We start from the raw sequence: 20,230 nt of genomic DNA on the forward strand, positions 1-20,230 counted from the left end.
GACAGCGACACTCGCGGCTCAAGCGTTTACTTTGCCAACGTACTTTGCGCGGCTTCCAGAATGATGCTAACCACGAGGTCTGGAGCCGTGTGCATTGGAGTGTGGTCCACCTTATGCGACCGAACGTTTGCTTTCATCCGCTCAGCCATGAACTGCTGGGTGGCAGGGTTGATCATGCGGTCTTCTTCGGCGAGAAGAAACCACGACGGCTTTGTCTTCCACGACGGAGTCGCAACCTTCTCCTGGATGCAGTTCACCGAGATTGGCCGCTGAACCGCGGCCATGATGGCCAATTGATCCGAAGATGCCTTATGAGCGACCGCCTGACTGAACCCGTCTTCCGGCATCCAAATCAGGCCATGAACATCGGGCGAGACCTGGGGAGCGTTGGGGTGCGGGACGGTCTTGTAAAAGACATCTCCTACCGTCTCTCCTTCGTCGGGCGCCAACGCCGCGATGTATACCAGCGACTTGACTCGATCATCCTGGACTGCGGCGATCACAGAGCCCGCATACGCGTGCCCGACGAGGATTACAGGACCATTAGTCCTCTCAACGACGCGTCGAAGAGCAGCAGCGTCATCTTCAAAGGATGTAAGAGGAAGTGGCGCACACGTCACCATGAATCCCTTGCTTTTCAATGGGAGAATGACGTTATTCCAACAAGATCCATCAGCCCAGGCTCCGTGAACCAGCACGGCCGTCCCCATTTGAGGAGAGGAGGTCATCACAAAATCTCCTTCTCGAGAAACTCCTTCATGGCAGAAGCGATCTCCACCACATGCGTCTCAATGGCAAAGTGACCTGTATCCAGGAACCGGACCTGCGCATTTGGTAGATCTTTACGAAAAGCATCAGCGCCAGCGGGAATGAAGAATGGATCGTTCTTGCCCCAGATGGCCAGCAAAGGTGGTTTCGACTCGCGAAGGTAGTCCTGAAACTTCGGATAAAGCTTCACATTCGATGCGTAGTCCAGGAACAAGTCGAGCTGAATCTCCTTATTCCCCGGGCGTTCCAGCAAAGCGGCATCCAAGGTGTACGACTCGGGCGCAACGCTCTCCGGATTCGCTACACCGTGCGTATACTGCCAACGCGTTCCTTCGAAATTCAAGATGTTTTGGCGGATCACATCTCTATTTGCTTCGCTCGGTTCAGACCAATATTTCCTGATCGGCGCCCACGCGTCGCCGAGCCCCTCTTCATAGGCATTGCCGTTCTGTGAAACGATCGCCGAGATTCGTTCAGGGTGGCTCATCGCCAGACGGAAGCCTGTAGGAGCCCCGTAGTCGAACACGTAAATCGCATAGCGCTTCAAACTCAGAGCATCTGTGAACGCCTCCAAAGTGCGCGCCAGCGCATCGAACGAATAGGTATATGTTCCTTCCATCGGTACTTCCGTGAATCCAAAACCAGGCAAGTCTGGTGCGATCACTCGGAACTGATCCGCGAGGCGTGGAATGAGCTCGCGAAACATGAACGACGATGTCGGGAATCCGTGCAGCAGGAGCACCACCGGCGCATTCGGGTCACCCGCCGTACGGTAGAAGACTTCGACTCCATCTGCTTTGACTTTGTGAACGGATGTCACGGGTACAGCGAATTTGGAAACAGTACTCATAAAGCTCCTTCTGACTCTGATTAATCTGTTTAACCACGGCCTACTTATTGGTATTTCTTCTGCTCATAGCGCTTGCTCTGTGGGAGACGGAACGCATGCCGTGTATTTGAAAGCAACTGCAGTGCCAAACACCGTTGCCCGCACTTCACGGCCAGCAGCCAAGCTAACTCCTTCCTGGCTTGAAGGATCGATTCGCGGGTCCGCACAGATCTCAGTCATTAACTGACGGACGCGCGACGGCTGTCCAACACTGACGGGAGTTGGTCGCGAGGTTTGACACGATAAAGCATCTGCCATACCACCTAAGTCCATTTAGACCGCCAAGCGTATTCCAGTGAATTGCCAACGCGTCGCGGGTGGAAAGAAGTTCCGATAGGTTGCGCGCACATGGTCCGGAGGCGTGACGCAGGAGCCCCCACGTAAAACCATCTGAGCGGACATAAACTTTCCGTTGTATTCGCCTAACGCCCCTGGAAGGGGCTTGTATCCCGGATAGCCCGCGTAAGGGCTGGCAGTCCATTCCCAGCAATCCCCAAAAAGTTGGTCAACACCCTCTCCAGTTGCTGGTGCGGGATGTAGCCTCCCCATATCCAGCAAATTCCCAATCTGTGGTTTCTGGCTGGCAACGAATTCCCATTCTGCCTCTGTTGGAAGTCGGCAGCCGCGCCAGCGGGCGAAGGCATCGGCTTCAAAGAAACTGATGTGGCAAACGGCGGTGTCGAGGAGCGCAGAGAGCCCGTGCGATCCCCTCAAAGTGAAGACGCGCCAGCCCGTCTCATCCCCAGAATCACGCTCCCAATACAGCGGTGCCTCACAACCTGCCAGCTTCACCGTCTCCCAACCATCCGACAGCCAGAGTTCGGGACGCGTATATCCGTCATCGGAAATAAACTCCAGATATTCGCGGCAGGTAACTAAGCGGTTTGCGATTCGGAACGGTTCCAGGTAGGCCCTGTGGCGGGGAGTCTCGTTGTCGAAGCAGAAACTCATGGGGCTCTCTGCGTTCACCGGATGACCGATTTCAATCAGTCCACCGTAAACACTGTGCCATCCGAGCTTCAGGATTGTGTGACTGGATTGGCTCCCGAGCGAAGGCGCTTCATACGCGGGACGCAACGGATTGGAGAAGAATGCATGCTTAATATCAGTCAGGGCCAGTTCCTGGTGTTGTTGCTCATGGTTTAAACCCAACACGATGCGACGTGACGCTTCCTCATCCACAAAACGCTCTAAGAGCCTTCCCATTTCCCGGTCAACGTGTGCGCGAAAGGCCAGAACCTCATCCAGTGACGGGCGAGAAAAGAAGGCACGCAGCTTCTTCTCGGGAATCTCCTCGCCGAGAGAGATGTAATAGCTATTGAAGAGACGATGAAACTCTTCGCGAAAGGGTTTGTAATCCGCGAGAAACGGCCTCAGCACGAATGTTTCGAAGAACCAGGTCGTATGAGCCTGATGCCATTTCACAGGACTGGCTTCAGGACATGACTGGACCATCTGATCTTCGGCGGACAAACTCGCTGCGAGGGACCAGGTCATCGACCGCACGGCTTTGTATTTCAAGTCGAGAATCGACATGATTTTGTTTCATTCGCCGGATTCTCAGGTCAGACCAAGTTTAGCGATAGGTTCGACAGAACCGTGCCACTCGGTGCTGACTTCAGGCGCGACTCTAATGAAGCAAATTACTTGCCATCTGGCGAGTGCCTTCGAAGCGTGATTGTGAAGGCGATAGATTCCTCTATCTACAAGAACATAAAGTTGAGGGCATCCCGACGTGCTGTTGCTCTTCACTGACGGATTTGTGTCTGATATCCGCCACTGACGGATTGTCGTCGCAATAATTATCGCGGTGGACAGCAAGAGATAATCAGCCCTGAGGCACCCGGCTCTCCTGGCTAGAGGAGGCTGGACGGGTAATCCGAAGCCTCCTCATTTTGTAAACCAGGGATGTGCGCTTCATTCCTAGTCGCTCCGCAGCACCACTTCGACCGCCTACAACCCAATTGCTTGCCTCAAGCGCACGGAGAATGTGATCCCGCTCAACTTCTTCAAGTCCCGTCATGGTCATATTTGGGCTCTTGTGATCGCTGAAGGGTTCCAGTTCAGAAGTTGGCGCACGTAATACGGTGTGAGGAGAAAGAATCACTGCACGTTCAATGAAGTTCTGCAGTTCGCGCACGTTTCCCGGCCAGCGATATCGCACAAGCGCATCCATGGTCTCCGATGGGATTGTGTCGATTCTCTTATTCATGCGACACGCGTAGAACTCAGTGAAATGCCTGGCGAGCTTCGGAATGTCCTCCGTGCGTTGCCGCAGAGCGGGAACATGGATCGGAAATACCTTCAGCCGATAGTAGAGGTCTTCGCGAAACGTCGACTGTTTTACCATTGCCGGCAAATCACGATGGGTGGCTGCGATGAGGCGGACGTCTACCTTGTGGGTGCGATTGCTACCTAGCCTCTCGAATTCCTGTTCTTGCAGGACTCGCAGCAATTTTGCCTGGAGTTCCAGTGGAATGTCGCCGACTTCATCGAGGAAGAGTGTCCCCTTGTGCGCAAGTTCGAAACGCCCCGTCTTCTGGGCGATCGCTCCGGTAAACGCTCCTTTTTCGTGTCCGAACAACTCACTCTCGAGGAGACCAAGCGGGATTGCGGCACAATTCAATTTGATGAAGGCACGATCCCTGCGATCGCTCAGATTGTGAATGGCTCGTGCAATCAGTTCCTTCCCCGTGCCCGTCTCACCTTGAATGATCACGCTCGAACTCGTAGGCGCCACCACTGACACTAAGTGTAAGGCGCTCTTTAGCGCTGGACTATCGCCCACGATTGCGCCAAACTCAGCCCGAATTTCCTCTTCGAGATACAGTCTGCGTTTCGTCTCGCTTACGCGGTCTTCGGTTGCCTTTTCAAACTCCAATGCATTCTCAACAGCAATGGCTACTTGATGGGTAACTTGTTCCAGAAAGGCAAATTCATCTTCGGAGAAGGCCCTCTCCGAGCGACTGAATGCACCCAAGACACCGACAACTCCCTTTCGACCGATAAGCGGGAGTTCGCATCCGGATTTCAAGCCCTCTGCCTGCACTCGCGCAAAGAAGTGCCGACCTTCGCTACTACCGTAGGTTTCGGGATCATCCCTGAGGTCTTCAAGCCTGTTGATATGTTGATTCTTGCCTGTGAGAAAGGCTTTGCCACAGGTCGATCCTTTCAGTGGAACCTTCGTTCCGTCGACGATGGAGCCTCGACCCGCAGGGTTGTAGAGAATGGTGGCGCGCAGTTGCGAACTATCTGCATCCGGCAGGAGGAGAGCGCAAAAGTCGCATCGCGTGACTCTTAGCAGATTAGTGGACAGTGTCTCCACCAAACGACGGAGGTCCAGCTTTGATGTCATGCTGTTCGTGATTTCCAGAAGCAGGTGTAGTCGATCGCGCTCAAGTCGGAGGCTTTCCTCATTGAGATGGCGCTCGATTGCGATTCCCGCGATATGGCTGGCATTCTCGATCAGCTGCAGATCGCCGGCGTCAGGGCTACGCGGTTCACGATAATGAATGGCGAACGTTCCGAGGATGCGGCCTTCGCTCGTAAACAACGGTCGCGACCACACCGCTCGAATTCCAAAAGGTAAGAGCCGGTGACGATACTGATCCCATACGGGGTCCGTGAGGATATCATTGGCATAGACCGGTTCCTTGCGATAGACGGCTGTGCCACAGGATCCACCCATTGGACCGATCGTCATCGATCCTGCGTTAGCAATAAATCCTGGGAGGCTGGGTGCCGTCGCACAATAAAGCTGCTTTCCGTCCTCGTGCGGGAGCCAGATGGTACACAATGTCCCGTCGCCCGGAGACTCAACCAGTTGAGCAATGATTGTGAGAACTTCTGCCAAAGGAGCTCCCGCGAGAATTAACCGCAGAATGTTGAGCACCGATTCGGAGGAAAGCAAACCCGACGTGTCCCGCTCATCTTTCGTGCTCAAAACCAGCTCAGGGGCAGATTGTGTTGCAGACTCCATCAGCTCTCCTTTCTCGACGCCACTCCGTAAGAAAAAAGTCCCACTCGTGCGTAGGCTTGATTGTAATGTGGGATCGGAGGTCAACACTTGTCAATGAGAGCCGAGGTGAGGAACGAGCTTCGCTAATGCCTCACTCGTATAAAACATCGGGCAATCCCCTTCGAGATCTGATCTGTACCGCCGGAGTATGAAAGACGGACTGACGTCAAAGCCATATCTACCGCCGCAATGTCGACGCTAGTCCATGTTTGAATCCCTGTGCCACTAAATCCCATCGTCATGAGCTAATGCCTCCGATCGTCCGTGTCAGATCGAGAGCCCACCCTGCCCCTTCCGGTCGCTTAATAACAGCGCCACCCCCTAAACATATCATTCAATTAGGCTTACAAGATTAACAGCAACCAGCCACTATGGCCAGCCAGGATCGACCACAGGCTTCTGCTTCAGTCTTCCACCGGGTTCGTATGTCCCTAGAATGACACGTGAAAGCTCCGCCGAATCGCATCCCTCCTTCGACTCATCGCCCGCAGAAGCTTCCTCTCGGGTTCAATCCCTGACTCCGGATCCGACCAAATGCGAAGTAGCATTCATGGATAGCCTTTCAAATAGACTCGGAACGTACCGATTGAGACCATCCAGAAGAGAAACACGCAAGACGCTGCCCTTCTCTCCCAGATGACAAGAGTCGGAACATTCGTCTTGTAGGATGAAGGGTTCAATCCGCTCCCAAAATCATGGGAGGCGTCGATAGCAGTTCAGGCCCTGTCAGGGCTCCTGTTTTTGACCAGGCCTTCAGATGATCTTCCTTATCGACCTCGGTAAAGGCGCAAGTCTTGAGCCGGCTCCCCATGAAGAGACAGACAAGCTTCACATAGTGTTCAGCGACCAGCACGGGCAAAGCGCGAACTAAAAAGTTGGCACGCACATACAACAGCCCAATCACCCATCATCTGATCACCTGCAATGTTTGCATCAGAGCCTTAGTTCTACGCGGCACCAGAGCCGCGAAAAACTGCCGGGATTGTCTGGAGCAATATTTTAATATCAAGCCAGACCGACCACTGCTCGATGTACCGAATATCCAAAGCCATCCATTCATCGAAGCCAATCGTGCTTCGCCCCATAACCTGCCAGAGGCAGGTTATCCCAGGCTTCACGCTGAACCGTCTACGGTGCCAGTCCTGGGAAAACCCCTCGTAGTCTCTTAGCGGGAGAGGCCTCGGACCAACCAGACTCATATCCCCCACCAGCACATTGATCAATTGGGGAAGTTCATCAAGGCTTGTCTTTCGCAGGAATTTGCCCACAGATGTGATACGCGGATCATTTTTCAGCTTGAAGGTCGGCCCTTGAGTCTCGTTGAGGTGAGCGACCTGCGAAATGAGCTTCTCAGCATTCTGAACCATCGTTCGAAACTTCAAGATCTTGAACGGCCGCTTGCCATATCCCATCCGAGTCTGAGTAAACAACACCGGCCCGTCAGAGGTGAGCTTGATCAATAACGCGACCATCAATAAAACTGGAGCAAGTGCGACGAGCAGGCCAAATGAAATAAGCACATCTGTCGACCGTTTTATCATGGATGCTCGTTCATTCCAGGACTCGTCATGCAGTGTAATAGAGCCCACAGTTTCTCTCAGAACTGCGGTTCGCTCGAAAAATGTTCCTATGGAGCGGACGGCAATACCGTGATGACCGCATAACACAACGATCTCTGCTATTTGTTGATAGAAAGACGCGATGGGAAGCGCCACGATGACTTCATCGACAGGAAGCTTTCTGAGGAGAGCGGGCAGTGCGTCGAACCCACCGAGCAACGCCTTTGGTTTCGACTCTGACGTCTGCTCATACCACCACTGATCGTCAACGAACCCCTGTAGCTGGTAACCCCACTCAGGATGAAGAGAGAGATCCTGAGCAAAGCCATGGGCACGTCGATTAGTTCCCACGATTAATATATGCCGGAGGTTGTGTCCGCGCGAGCGAAGCACATGCATCGTTACTCTGCTAAGCGTGCGAGTAAGCATGAAAGCCGTAAAACTCAAAACACCAAAGAGCATGCTGACAATCGAGAGATCTACAAGATTTCGCTTAGCAACTGAAGCAACGACCCATAGCCACACAAAGCTAAACAAAGCACATAGAAAGCTCGCAGAGCATGCATCCAGCGATCCTTTGAGGAAGCCTTCCAGCCTGTGAGAGCGGTAAAAACGATTTGATCGAAGGGCTGCGTGCCATCCGCATCCAAGCATGATCGTAGCTAGAAATACTTGAATGGGGTGCCGAGTTTCGAGAGAATTCAGGAGATCGAAGAAATGGCGGTGAGAGGTAAGTATATAAGCGGTCCCGAGACAGAAGAAAAGCAGACCTATATCACCAATTTGAACCAACTCTAAAACCGTTTTCCTATTTGAAGGTGTCATGAGAATAGCCCCGAATCATCGTGCCTTCTGGAGATCTTGAGTTTAGGTATAAAGCAATATAGTTTCGAAACTGACGACAGGACTTCATCGTAAGACCCGCATTCAATCCTGACAATGAAGGGAAGTATCTAAACCATCCTTCTCATGGAAGCTGGATGCAATTGGGAAATCTTTATGTTCTTTGGACGACCGACCAAAGGCTCACCGGGCAGGGGCTACTGGCGTGTGCGGCTCGTAGGCTATTGGGGCCAACCGCCCTTGCATCACCCATCAAAGCTCTAAACTCGCAAGGTGGCCTGTCAAACTTGGTCACGCTGGCCGCTTGTGCCCTATCCGCAACCACCAAACTTGCCTCCTATTTGATTGCAAGTTGGATAGGCAAGGACTCAAAAAGGTAAATAGCAGCGGCTATGGAGGCCTTCATCTCCTAATCCGTTAGATCCCGGACAAGCAACAAGTGAATCGGAGAGAGATCTAGCGTTGGGAGCGATGTTGGTGATAATCTTAAGGCTTAGATCCTGCCTAAGCATAGCCACACGGACAATCCATTGTCGAGTGGTATCGATGCTGTCGCCGAGACTAATTCAGCAGAGATCATTCCGAGCGAGGTACTACTGGTTTATAACTCAGCCGAGTCTAACTACTAGGCCTCGAAGCTGGTTATAACCAAGGTCCTGGCAGTCAATTGCCAGGACTCGACCTTGAATGACAACGAAGACATCTCATTCCCCAACGATAAAGATGCAAATCGGGGCTCCCGTCGGCAACTGTCTATCGGGTCCATAGTGCCCCCTCCGCATCGACTGTACCTCTATTGGATCAGGATTAGCCGTTTCGCCCCCCCGAGTGAATCGGAAATAATTGAGCATAATTTTACGAATGATTGCGAATTTGCTTTTAAGATCAGTTGCGGCCTGAATATTTTCAAAAGCGTCGCCCAAATATGTTCGAGCTTTCCTGGTGGATCGGAATAGTGTCATTCCAAGCAAGGGTCGAACAAGGACACCCTTCGAGGGTCTATATATTTCAACGAGATTACAGATCTTTCACTCTTCAAAAATGAACCCGCTTACGTTTATGGAGTTAAAGAGAATTTAGAAGCATATCGCTTGACGTTACGTCCACATCCGTTTATAAACGCCCTATGATTGCTCAAATTCAATTACCCCAGCACCTCGGCCACAGTTCTTGTTGTTTGATGCACATCAATCTCCCTCCCACAATCCTGTATTCGTAGCTTGCATCTGCTGCCTTTGCTGTTGCGTAGTAATTTGTCGCAGCGCATAACGGTAAAACGGGTTCTTGCCCAGATGTCTTGCTGCGGACAGCTTTATCGAGTCCTGATTCAGATTTTGCTGGACACAGGTCGCTCTAGTTATTGAGTGCAGAAGTATCTGCAGGAATGGCGAATAAAATTCGCCCTGGGGGTCTCTGCGTTTTCTGGGGAGATCACTTATCTGCCCACTCATGCCGATACTCTCGTCAGCCTTATAACAAAGAATCAAGATATCGCGCAAGAGCACCGTCATGACCGTTGAATTTTGCATCTAAGGTGTTTATGAGCACCTACATCTTGGGATTTGTGAAATAACACACAAGCTATCTGTGTTCAATAGTAATTAAGTAGTACAACGCTCTTACCCTAGACATAACCATTTAGCACACCTACGATCCGAGGAATGGCTCTTTAAGCAGTCCACCAGGATTTGAATCGATACCCGTCGCACGATGACGGGATCTAATTGCACCCTAACCTCAGTCTGGAGGTAGTCATGGATGGATACACTGATTTCAAGGGATCAAACGCTGGCATCAGACTTTTGATGGCAAATTTACCTACAATTCTTTCCGATCTTCTGAATGACGCATTTGAACAGGTTCCCGATATTCAGATTGTCCAACCTATTAATGACGTACAGCAGCTTCTGGATGTTTCAAAGAGTGGCACAGCCGACGTAATCCTGCTCGGATCTTCGCGTGTGGAGAATGTTTGCAGCGCAGTCGCCATTCTTGACGCTTTACCTGATCGTTATAAAGACGCAAAAGTGATTGCGATTACCCAAAAACCTGGATATGGAGAGGTCATTTCTTTATTCCGTGCGGGGGTAAAAGGTATCCTTTGCAGCTCAAATCTACGCTTTGAGCTGCTTTGCACGAGCATCCGACATGTCCATCAAGGGCAAATCTGGGCAAACAATGAGCAACTGGCATATCTGGTATCGTCTGTTTCCCGCCCTAAATCCACGGATGTCACTGACAGCCATGGAAGACCACTGCTCACGGCGCGGGAACAGCAAGTCCTTCATTTATTGGCAGATGGTCTGAGCAATTTTGAATTAGCTACAGTCTTAAGACTGAGCGAACACACTGTAAAGAACCATCTTTTCCGTATCTACGACAAACTCGGTGTATCCAACCGGATGGAAGCAGTTTTATATGCGCTCACACCGCGCAATACACTGCCCATGCCCGCAAGTACTGCACCTGCAACACTGTCAAACAAGGTTCGAATGATTAAGGCTGGTTAGAAATTTTCCAGGCAATGGCAAACTGCTGAATTACACAAATATGAGGTGGGTGATACACGATGAGCAACACTATTCGAATTGCTGTGGTTGGTTCTGGATATGTCGGCCTGGTAGCGGCCGTTTGCTTCGCGGAGATGGGACATAGCGTTGTATGCGTCGATAATGACCAACAAAAGGTCGACGCATTGCAGGGCGGAGATTGCCCGATCCATGAGGAACATCTGCCTGCGTTGCTCGAACGTTATAGAAACTCTAAAGTGCGTTTTACAAACGATCTGGCCGAAGCCACACGCGGAGCCGAGGCAATCTTCATCGCAGTCGGAACGCCACAAAGCGGTTCGGGCGTTGCCGATCTTTCCTATGTTGAAGCGGTAGCTAGCGAAATTGCGCGGTCGCTGACGACCTACACGGTCATCGTCGAAAAAAGTACAGTCCCCGTATACACGAATGAGTGGATACGCAGAGTGATGGAGCGCAATGGCGTCGCGCAGCATCTGTTCGACGTTGTCTCAAACCCAGAGTTCCTGAGAGAAGGAACAGCAGTCCGTGATTTCCTCCATCCTGATCGAATCGTAGTCGGAACCGACAGTGAACGCGCCGCTGCAGTGCTATCGAAGATTTACGAACCACTGACGACTGGCAGCTACTATGAGCAGCCTTCTGCGATTGATGGCTTCTGCACCTCTCATGAGCCACCGCCACTGCTGCTCACTTCAACGAAGAGTGCAGAGATCATCAAGCATGCCTCAAACGCCTTTCTCGCATTGAAGATATCGTTCATCAATGCTGTATCAAACCTATGTGAGGCGGCAAATGCCGATGTCGAGCAGGTCGCGAGAGGAATGGGAATGGATAGCCGGATCGGCCCCCGGTTCCTAAGTCCCGGTATAGGTTACGGCGGATCCTGTTTTCCCAAAGACGTCGCCGCCTTCCGATGCGTAGCAGAGCAACTTGGAGTCGATTTTGCTCTGTTGGCTGAGGTAGAAAACATCAATAAAGACCAAAAGATACGTTTCCTAAACAAGGTGCGTTCAGCGCTGTGGACCCTCCGAGGCAAAAAGCTCGGGGTGCTCGGACTCGCGTTCAAAGGTGGAACGGATGACATACGTGAATCACCGGCAATAGAAATCGTCCAGATGTTGATTGCTGAAGGCTGCCCGATTAAGGTGTTCGACCCTGCTGCGATGGAACGCGCGGAACAGGTACTGCCCTCCAGTTCAAGTCTGCAATACGTATCCGATGCATACGCAGCCTCCAAAGATGTGGATGCTTTGCTGATTCTCACGGATTGGTCGGAGTTCGCCCGTCTTGACCTGCAGCGTCTCAACAGACTGATGCGCTATCCCATCGTTATAGATGGTCGTAATCTCTATGATCCCGAGTTGATGATAGAAAATGGCATCACGTATTTCAGTGTAGGCCGCCCCACAAAGCACCACGTGCATGAGTTCGCAGCCGCAGGGGCCAACTGACATAACGTCTAAGTACCGAAGTAGTTGCAAATGAACGCTCCTGTCCTTTCTCGGTCAGAATGCATTATCTCGACATTTTGAGATCCACGTCATCAAGCTCACTCACCAGGGGGTGGATATGAACTCCAGCAGAATCCTCGTTACTGGCGCAGCAGGTTTTCTTGGTTCTCACTTGTGCGATTCCCTGCTCAACGAAGGCAATCGTGTAGTCGGTGTGGACAACCTCAGCACGGGTAGCGAAACCAACCTGGCTCATCTTTCCAGAGAGTCAAGGTTTGAGTTCGTTCAGCAGGACATCTGTCAGCCTTTCGACGTTGGTGCAGTGGATTTTGTATTCAACTTCGCTTCGCCGGCAAGCCCTGTAGACTACGCACGGCTTGGAATTGAGACCTTGCTGGTAGGTTCAGCAGGAACGCTGAATACGCTCGAGATTGCAAGACGGCATAATGCAGGATATCTTCACGCATCAACTTCCGAGTGCTATGGAGATCCTGAAGTCCATCCTCAGTCGGAAACCTACTGGGGCAACGTCAATCCGATTGGACCTCGCTCCGTCTATGACGAGGCCAAGAGATTTTCCGAAGCGACAGTAATGGCTTTTCACCGCTACCACAGCGTAAACACGCATCTCGTACGAATCTTCAATACGTATGGTCCAAGACTGCAAATCAATGACGGCAGGGTGATTTCGAATCTGATGTCACAAGCTCTCGCCGGAGAACCGTTGACTATATATGGCGATGGGTCACAGACCCGTAGTTTCTGCTATGTCTCGGACTTGATTGAAGGTATTCTCGCACTGGCGGATTCAGACGAGCACCTCCCGGTAAATATAGGCAATCCCGACGAATGGACCATTCTGGAGTGCGCAGAAGAGATCCTGAAGGTCACCGGCGTCAGCGGCAATATTGTCTTCAAACCACTTCCACAGGATGATCCAACACGCCGCAGGCCAGATATCCGCAAAGCAAAGGCTCTTCTTGGATGGCAGCCAAAGGTGAAGTTGCGTCAGGGCCTTGAGCTGTCGTTGGAGTACTTTGAGGGTTGCGTGGATAAGCGTCTGGTTCTGAACTCGTAATGTCGATAGTCGCTTATCATCTCCTAACCGAGGCCGAGCCCTTCTCAGAATTTCATGGAGGCGCGATCTCACGTTGGGCTGCGAATGTCCTTCGCAATAAAAAAGCGTCAGTTGTCGTTTGCCCCTCCGCCGACACCACCTGGAAGTTTCCTACGGAGACCGTCCTCACTCTTCCAGCTCTGGCTCGCTATCGTCGCATTCGACGCCACCTTTTACGGCTTCCCTGGAGCCTCCATTCTGCCGTAATCCAGCATACCTTCCGCCCGATGCTGAAGCGTCTGAAGAGCGGTGACATCGTGTGGATTCACAATCGGCCGGACTTCGCAATCGCACTCACCCCACATGTTCATCGTGCCGGCGGCAGAGTAGTTCTCCATCTCCATAACTCGCACTTGGCCGAGTGGCCTGAAACTCTGACGCGGCGGGTCTGCGTCGATAGACTCGTCTTCGTAAGCGAGTTCTTATTGGAGCAAGCACGAAATAGGTTCCCGTCTCTCGGGGTCTCGTCCGTGCTCTACAACGGAGCCGACGAATCAATCTTCTATCCTTCTCCTCATCGCAAAGAAGAGCCAAAGATACCTACCGTTCTCTTCGCTGGCCGCCTCGTTCAAGACAAAGGCGTTCATATTCTGACAGAAGCCATGAAGCTTCTCGCTCAACAGAACATTGCACTCAAAGCACACATAGTCGGATCTTCCAGCTTCGGTGATAACCGAGAGACTGACTATATTAATCACCTCAAAAGAAATGCTCCGCCAAATGTAACCTTTCTTCCCTATCGCTCTGGAACCGCGCTGGGCGACCTATTTCGAGAAGCCGACATATTCTGCTCCCCTTCGATATGGGACGAGCCATTCGGTCTCGTCAACGTCGAGGCATTCGCATCCGCTTTGCCGGTCATCAGTACGCGTGGCGGCGGAGCCTCAGAGATCTTTGCAGACGGCGGCGGCATCCTCGTGGAGCGTGGATCTGCGGAGCAGCTCGCCGGCGCCTTACGCCAGCTGGCGGAAGATACAAAGCTTCGGTCCGCTCTGGGCCAACAGGGTTACACCGTGTTTCGCAACCGTTTCACCTGGTCCGTAGCTCGCACTCAGGTTCAGGACATCTATCGGAGCCTCTCTGCATGATCCAGCATCAAATCAAACGAATTCGCCAAAGCACTCTCGCCCGCAACTCCTTCTGGATGTTCGCAGGCCAGGGTTTATCCTTCGTTATCCAAGCGTTATACTTCATCTTTCTTGCGCGTCTTCTCAATCCCACGCAGTATGGCGTTCTGGCGGGTGCCGTTGCCCTTGTCACCGTTGTCAGTCAATACAGCACCATGGGATCAGGCCTAATTCTGATCCGGTACGTTAGCCAGGACCATGAACGATTTCCCGAATACTGGGGTAATGTGCTGATGTCGACCGTGGTGTACGGCTCCCTCATCGTGCTCGCATTGCACTTCACCGGACACTGGCTCATCGGCGCGGAGAGTGCCTCACTGCTAACGCTCATCGCCTTCTCAGATTGCATCTGCGGACAGTTGACGACATGTGCCGCCCAGGCGTTTCAGTCTTTCGAGCATATGCGTCCCACCGCCACCCTCAACATGCTAGTCAACTTATTTCGACTCGTCCTGGTCTGCTCGATGCTTTTCGTCATGCATCATGCTGTAGCCATGCAATGGGCCGTGGCCATGCTTGTCGTTTCTATTTGCGCATCATCCGCTGCAGTTACCATCGTTACGCGCCGCTTCGGCTGGCCACGCTTCCAGCCAAGACTCCTTTTGGCGCGCGGCGTGGAAGGGTTCATCTTTGCCATCTCAGGCTCAACGACCTCAGCCTACAATGACTTCGACAAGGTTATGCTCGGCCACTACGGCATGACAGTCGCAAATGGCATTTACTCGATGGCATATCGTGTCATCAACATAGCAACGATGCCCATCCAGTCGATTGAGGCAGCTGCCTTCCCTCGTTTCTTTCGCGAAGGAGCCAAAGGTGTTGCCGCAGTCCAACCCCTCGCGGTAAAAATCCTGAAGCGTACAGTTCTACTCGGCCTCGCAGCTGCTATTGGCGCATTTCTGTTCGCACCTGTTATTCCAGTTCTCATTGGCAAAGGCTTTAAACCAAGTGTGAGCGCGTTGCGCTGGCTCTGTTTGATTCCGGTCTTCCGTAGCTTCCACTTGTGCGCTGGCGACGCGATCGCCGGTGTGGGGCAGCAGAAGTTTCGCCTGGGCTGCCAACTCTTCGCAGCCGGATTCAACATTGCCCTGAACGTGTATCTGATTCCACGTTATTCGTGGTGGGGCGCGGCAATTTCCAGTCTGCTGACAGATGGAAGTCTCGCTATTCTTACCTGGTCTGTGCTCTTCTGGTTACGCCGTCGCGAACGTGTCGCTGCTCTCACAACACAACTCGCGTAAGCCCACGCCATGGGAATTAGCATACATTTTGCCTAATTAGACAGCATGTACCGCCGACAAAACCGGCTTCGTAATCTGCCTTATGCCCGGCGATTGCAAGCGCATTCGTTCCAGCTTCAAGCCCACACAAGCAATCAAGAACATCATTGATCCAAGATGCCTCGGCTCGAAAAGAAAGCTCTCGTCCATGTTGTAAATGAGAGTAAGGATGACGATCGCCAGGTACCACTCCACCGCCTGGAGCTGTTCATTGTCACGTGAGCGCAAGAGACAACGCACCCCATCACGAAATGCAAAGCCGAAGAGTAGCAACACGATAACCAAACCTCCGACACCGACTTCGAGCATCACATCGAGAAATCCATTCTGCGCCTGTGCCAAAGCCCACGTTACCGTGAGAATGATGCGATAGGACTCTCCCTTGAAGCCAAGCCAAAACGCCTGATATCCATAGCCAACCAGCGGCCGTTTAGCTATCGATCCTGCCACCGCATCCCATATCTCAGTGCGGCCGGTCAGCGTCGCGTCTTTTCCGAGCAGCCTGAACAGGAAATCGGGTTGTAATAGGATCACCGCGATTACTGCAGCAAAGGCCACAAACAGCAAAATGAAGGCGACGAAATAGTCCTTCTTCCTAAAACCACGCACTGTCTTCAGGGTCACCGCATAGGCAATATAAACCGCAGTCAACATATAACCTGTTGCCGCATGCGAAAAAGCAATTGCTACTAGGCAGAAGAAGATCTGCGAAAAACGTAGTGATCTAAAAAACTTGGTACGGGGGCGGTATGAAACCGCCACTGTTAGAAAAAATAGCCCCATGTTGCCAAGATAATTTTTAGCGCTGAAGATACCTTTCCATGCACTGGAGTGACCACCCAGCAAATCACGGCCGTACTGCGGTAGAGCTAGGGCAAACAGAATACTAGCCACGATTGTTCCTGTTCCCAGAACAAGAAATAGTTCAAGGACCTCATTAATCGTGTATCGAGACATTATGTAGAAGACAAGTAGAATGCCCCCCAGCAGCACTATGCCAGAACTGAGGGTTCGCGTGAATTGTTGCGATACAGGAGAGAGAAGGAACACAAGAATCGGAAAAAGGATCACCAGCTTCATCTGAAGTCCGAGCCGACAAACCGACCGATGCTGCCGAATAACGAAAAACATACAACTGCCAAAGATCAGCACATTGTTAAGGCGGTCCCAAAGAGGTGACCCACCCGTCGAAACCGCTCGCATAGCGACCCCGCTGTTCGTAAACGGCGAGACGCCATCAAGCGCAAAGTAAAGTAGCGGTAGTAAAAGCCCCCAAGTCGAAGCACGGCTCCAGAAACTGCTCGCGCCTTCTGCGGTGCGCACGGTTCTTTTTGCACTATCGTCGACGACCGTAGCTAGTCTCAGAACTTGGGAGGTTGCCAAAAAAACTCCTAATCTACTGGGTACGTCTAGTGTATGTAGATGGCCGCGGACGTGGCCGAAGCCAAAATCGATGAACCATTCACCATAACGTTGCGCAAAGCACTGAAAGGCACATACACCACGTCGTCTGGCAATAGGGCTATATCTTTCGTTTTGCCTTTCTCCATCGCGCCCACCGGCAGGTCGATCTGTTCCACGCCTGTCGGAGTTTTGCGAACAAGCTTCGATCTACCAACCGCTGCCGTATGGTTCGCGTAACCTGCGAGCGCAATCGCTTGTAGTACAGTCATCTTCGAGTCGTTGGTATTGATGGGGTAACCGCCAGGCTTTGAAACGTCGCCGAGCACATATACAACTGCAGCTTCGGGCACAATTACCGTATCACCGGGGTAAACCATGGGATCTTCTTGTAGCGCTGTTCCGGCAACGTTGGAATAGTAGTACTGTACCTTCTGGTTTGGATCGCCATACCGCTCAATCGTGATATGACGATCCGCAATAGCCGTCAATCCCCCGGCCAGCGCGAGCACATCAATCACCTTCCGGCGCGTGTCAATCTCATACGGCCCTGGTTTCAATACCTGTCCCATTACGGAAACGTTCTGGGTAGCGTATTCGTCCACGCGTATTGTTACCTGAGGGTGCACCATAATGCCTGCAGCAATAAGTCGATGCTCGATCTCATTGGCTGCGTCGCCAGGAGTCATGCCGGCAACCTTTACATTTCCGAGAAAGCTCAGCGGAAGATCGCCAGAATCTGTCACACGAGCACGCTGCTCCATCTCTGGCGTATCGTAGACCTGAATGTGGAGAATATCGCCGTGGCCAATCAGCAGGCTTTCCTTTTGGGCCAGCATGCTTGTCCCAATGCTGAAAATAAAGACCAGTAGAATGCCAATTAATTTGGGGTTCTTCATCTATGCCCTCACAGACTTTCTTCCGATATATTCGTAAAACACATGTCCCGCAGCAGGCTGCTCACGCACCCCGTTGACCAGGACATTAATCTTGCGATCGCTCTCCGAATGCACCGCCTCCAGCATCTGATAACTCTTCTCGAGTGCCAAGAGAGGCGTCTTTTGATGCCGGGCAATGAGCAGGACCGAATCAACGAACGAACTCAGAACGACCGAGTCCGTCACCGGTAGTACAGGGGGAGCATCAAGAAGGACCAAATCATACTGTGACTCCCAAACCTTCAATAGATTCGCCATCTGATCTGATGACAGCAGTTCTGAAGGATAAGGTGGCGTAGGTCCTGCCGGCATAAGATCGAGTCCTGGAACGGCGGACACCGGGATCATCGCAGAAGCGCCATGATCATTTGAAAGTCCAGCCAACACTGTGCTCAACCCAGCCTTCGGGTCCAGCAGCAGGTCCTTATGCAACCGCGCCTTGCGCAGATCTGCATCGCATAGCAACACTCGCTTCCCTTGCTGTGCAAAGAGGATTGCAAGGTTCCAGCTTATGTAGCTTTTGCCCTCTCCTGCCAAAGGGCTTGTCACTAGGACCGACCGTGGAGGCGCCCCGTGCCGGGAGAGCATCAGAGAGGTTCGGAGCGAGCGAAGTGACTCCACAAAGATGGAGCGTGGGCTGTCAAGGACTGGCAGCAATATAAGTGGATAGTTCGCTATCGTATTTGAAGGTAGAGCTGCACGCTCATTCTGATAGGGCAGGACACAGAGCGGTGTGGCACCCAACTCCCGAGTAATCTCCCGCACATCCTGAATCTTAATGTCAGTCACATCACGCAGCAGCGCCACAGCAGCACCCACAAACAATCCTGCTACGATTGATCCGAACAAATAGAGCAGAGCAACCGGTTTTGCCGGCTTATCGGTCGGCCGCCCCGCATCAACGATAGTTATGTTCGTTGAACGTAAGCCCGCCAGCAGTCCCGACTCTTTGAGCCGTCGCAAAAGATCGTCATAGAGCGTGCGGGTTTGGTCGGCTTCCTGCCGCGCCATCTGGACTTCAATAGTCCTGTTGTTGAGTGTCTCAGCCTGCCCCTTAGCCGCGTCGTAATCTTTGCGCGTATTCTCCTCTGTCTGCTGCGCGACGATAAAGTCATTGTGAGCGCGTCCAGCAACTCGATCCACCTCTGCTCGAATCGCTCCTTGTACCGCTTCCAAATTGCCGCGAGTCTCGGCAATTTTCGGATAGTTAGGTCCAAACTTTGCGGACATCTCTTGCAACTGTCCTTGAAGAGTCGCTTCCTGTAATCGCAGATTCTGTATGAGTGTCAGTGAACTGCCGATGCCGGAGGATGAGCTCGCTAAAATCGTATTTCCGCTCAACCCCGAGATCAGCTCGGGATTACCCGTCTTGGCAACATCGTAAATTGCGCCTTTCAAAATGCGATTTTGCTCTGCCTGAGCCACCGCCTGAGTAGCTATCTGCAGCTTGTCGAGCGTCGGGCTATAAACTTGATCTTTACCCTGTTGATCGACTTCACCCAGAGCATAGACTCCGGATCCTTGCCGCAGCTTGACGACTTTCGCTTGCAATTCCTGAGTTTGCGCTCGCAGATCCGCAAGTTGCCCATTCAACCATGACGACACCTGCGTTGTCGCGTCATAGCGTGTCTGAAATCCTGTCTCAATGAGCCCTTGAAGCATATGGTTCACGACTGCTGCTGCCAGTTGTGGATCGGGGCTTAGGTACTCCACATCGATGAGACGCGTCCCGTCAACAACCTTCACCGTCATCTTCTTATGAAAGATCTTCAGAACCTGTACTCGGCGATGGGGAGAGTCATCAAGCGACGCGCCTTTGGGGTCGGGCCTCCCTTTTGGACTTATTAGCCCGAACACCCAACTAATCGGACTCCACTTCTCCTTATAATCTTCCGTTTGTTCAAGGTGGAGTTCATTGATCACACGCAGCGCCAGCGAGTCCGACTCCAGGATCTTCGCTTGCGTCTGAAGAATCATATTCTCTTCAAGAGCATCGGAGGGAGTGTCCGTAGTATCCGTCTGTAAACCGAGCGAGGTTCCGGAGTCTTTTTGGACCTGGATCTCTCCAACGGACTTATAGCGACGAGTTGTGATCATGAGAAGAAGAATGGCGAGCAGAAAACACACTCCTACGCTGCCATAAATAATCCTGCGGCGGCGCCACAGCATCATCCATATTTCGCGAAGCGTGAGTTCGGGTGACGATGAACCCGCTGCAATAACAACACCTGGGGAATGGAGCGCGATCTTATCCAAATGAGCCTTCCTTATAGGGTGAATCTAGAGGTTGGTAGCAGGAAGCTTTGAG

General features: G+C 52.1%; 14 protein-coding genes. 5 read left to right on the forward strand and 9 right to left on the reverse strand.

Features of this window, described 5'->3' with window-relative positions; all coding sequences use genetic code 11:
* Positions 1-26: 26 nt before the first annotated feature.
* The 6 genes from GSQ91_RS20755 to GSQ91_RS20780 form a co-directional block, all read right to left on the reverse strand.
* Positions 27-728, reverse strand: a complete 702-nt coding sequence (locus GSQ91_RS20755; RefSeq protein WP_254064773.1) for an alpha/beta fold hydrolase — start codon at positions 726-728, stop codon at positions 27-29.
* Positions 728-1,618: an alpha/beta fold hydrolase gene (locus tag GSQ91_RS20760; RefSeq protein WP_158823654.1), complete on the reverse strand. Its 891-nt coding sequence runs from the start codon at positions 1,616-1,618 to the stop codon at positions 728-730. Before GSQ91_RS20760 ends, GSQ91_RS20755 begins: the two co-directional genes overlap by 1 nt.
* Positions 1,619-1,930: 312 nt before the next feature.
* On the reverse strand, positions 1,931-3,193 hold the full coding sequence (egtB, locus tag GSQ91_RS20765; protein WP_158823655.1) for an ergothioneine biosynthesis protein EgtB: 1,263 nt from the start codon (positions 3,191-3,193) through the stop codon (positions 1,931-1,933).
* Positions 3,194-3,485: 292 nt separating this feature from the next.
* Positions 3,486-5,636 (reverse strand): sigma 54-interacting transcriptional regulator, encoded by a 2,151-nt coding sequence (locus tag GSQ91_RS26100; protein WP_158823656.1) that lies wholly within the window; start codon positions 5,634-5,636, stop codon positions 3,486-3,488.
* Positions 5,637-6,351: 715 nt separating this feature from the next.
* The gene (locus tag GSQ91_RS20775; RefSeq protein ID WP_158823657.1) at positions 6,352-6,579 is read right to left on the reverse strand and encodes a hypothetical protein; all 228 of its coding nucleotides are present in this window, start codon (positions 6,577-6,579) and stop codon (positions 6,352-6,354) included.
* 43 nt (positions 6,580-6,622) lie between these two features.
* Complete coding sequence (locus GSQ91_RS20780) at positions 6,623-8,059, reverse strand: sugar transferase (RefSeq protein ID WP_158823658.1); 1,437 nt, start codon at positions 8,057-8,059, stop codon at positions 6,623-6,625.
* Positions 8,060-9,831: 1,772 nt separating this feature from the next.
* Between GSQ91_RS20780 and GSQ91_RS20785 the strand changes: the two genes are divergently transcribed.
* The 5 genes from GSQ91_RS20785 to GSQ91_RS20805 all read left to right on the forward strand — a co-directional run bounded on the left by GSQ91_RS20785 (position 9,832) and on the right by GSQ91_RS20805 (position 15,544).
* Positions 9,832-10,587, forward strand: a complete 756-nt coding sequence (locus tag GSQ91_RS20785) for a response regulator transcription factor (RefSeq protein ID WP_158823659.1) — start codon at positions 9,832-9,834, stop codon at positions 10,585-10,587.
* Between the two features lie 59 nt (positions 10,588-10,646).
* Positions 10,647-12,059 (forward strand): UDP-glucose/GDP-mannose dehydrogenase family protein, encoded by a 1,413-nt coding sequence (locus GSQ91_RS20790; RefSeq protein ID WP_158823660.1) that lies wholly within the window; start codon positions 10,647-10,649, stop codon positions 12,057-12,059.
* A gap of 118 nt (positions 12,060-12,177) precedes the next feature.
* Positions 12,178-13,137, forward strand: coding sequence for a UDP-glucuronic acid decarboxylase family protein (locus GSQ91_RS20795; protein WP_158823661.1), 960 nt, complete (start codon positions 12,178-12,180; stop codon positions 13,135-13,137).
* Positions 13,137-14,264, forward strand: a complete 1,128-nt coding sequence (locus tag GSQ91_RS20800; protein WP_158823662.1) for a glycosyltransferase family 4 protein — start codon at positions 13,137-13,139, stop codon at positions 14,262-14,264. Before GSQ91_RS20795 ends, GSQ91_RS20800 begins: the two co-directional genes overlap by 1 nt.
* Positions 14,261-15,544 (forward strand): flippase, encoded by a 1,284-nt coding sequence (locus GSQ91_RS20805; RefSeq protein ID WP_158823663.1) that lies wholly within the window; start codon positions 14,261-14,263, stop codon positions 15,542-15,544. Before GSQ91_RS20800 ends, GSQ91_RS20805 begins: the two co-directional genes overlap by 4 nt.
* A 36-nt stretch (positions 15,545-15,580) precedes the next feature.
* Here the strand turns inward: GSQ91_RS20805 and GSQ91_RS20810 are convergent, their stop codons facing one another.
* From GSQ91_RS20810 to GSQ91_RS20820, 3 genes are read right to left on the reverse strand one after another with little or no spacing between them, the layout of a single operon-like run.
* On the reverse strand, positions 15,581-16,966 hold the full coding sequence (locus tag GSQ91_RS20810; protein WP_158823664.1) for an O-antigen ligase: 1,386 nt from the start codon (positions 16,964-16,966) through the stop codon (positions 15,581-15,583).
* A gap of 26 nt (positions 16,967-16,992) precedes the next feature.
* Positions 16,993-17,883 carry a polysaccharide biosynthesis/export family protein gene (locus GSQ91_RS20815; protein ID WP_158823665.1) on the reverse strand — a complete coding sequence of 297 codons (891 nt, stop codon included), beginning with the start codon at positions 17,881-17,883 and terminating at the stop codon, positions 16,993-16,995.
* On the reverse strand, positions 17,884-20,178 hold the full coding sequence (locus tag GSQ91_RS20820) for a polysaccharide biosynthesis tyrosine autokinase (protein ID WP_158823666.1): 2,295 nt from the start codon (positions 20,176-20,178) through the stop codon (positions 17,884-17,886).
* Positions 20,179-20,230: the final 52 nt, after the last annotated feature.

It is taken from the genome of Granulicella sp. S156 (genome assembly GCF_009766105.1).
Lineage (GTDB): Bacteria > Acidobacteriota > Terriglobia > Terriglobales > Acidobacteriaceae > Granulicella.

Bases quoted from the DNA above. Each gene is read 5' to 3' on its own strand.
- GSQ91_RS20755 (WP_254064773.1), bottom strand. From the start codon at position 728: ATGACCTCCTCTCCTCAAATGGGGACGGCCGTGCTGGTTCACGGAGCC.
- GSQ91_RS20760 (WP_158823654.1), bottom strand. From the start codon at position 1,618: ATGAGTACTGTTTCCAAATTCGCTGTACCCGTGACATCCGTTCACAAA.
- egtB (WP_158823655.1), bottom strand. From the start codon at position 3,193: ATGTCGATTCTCGACTTGAAATACAAAGCCGTGCGGTCGATGACCTGG.
- GSQ91_RS26100 (WP_158823656.1), bottom strand. From the start codon at position 5,636: ATGGAGTCTGCAACACAATCTGCCCCTGAGCTGGTTTTGAGCACGAAA.
- GSQ91_RS20780 (WP_158823658.1), bottom strand. From the start codon at position 8,059: ATGACACCTTCAAATAGGAAAACGGTTTTAGAGTTGGTTCAAATTGGT.
- GSQ91_RS20785 (WP_158823659.1), top strand. From the start codon at position 9,832: ATGGATGGATACACTGATTTCAAGGGATCAAACGCTGGCATCAGACTT.
- GSQ91_RS20790 (WP_158823660.1), top strand. From the start codon at position 10,647: ATGAGCAACACTATTCGAATTGCTGTGGTTGGTTCTGGATATGTCGGC.
- GSQ91_RS20795 (WP_158823661.1), top strand. From the start codon at position 12,178: ATGAACTCCAGCAGAATCCTCGTTACTGGCGCAGCAGGTTTTCTTGGT.
- GSQ91_RS20800 (WP_158823662.1), top strand. From the start codon at position 13,137: ATGTCGATAGTCGCTTATCATCTCCTAACCGAGGCCGAGCCCTTCTCA.
- GSQ91_RS20805 (WP_158823663.1), top strand. From the start codon at position 14,261: ATGATCCAGCATCAAATCAAACGAATTCGCCAAAGCACTCTCGCCCGC.
- GSQ91_RS20815 (WP_158823665.1), bottom strand. From the start codon at position 17,883: ATGAAGAACCCCAAATTAATTGGCATTCTACTGGTCTTTATTTTCAGC.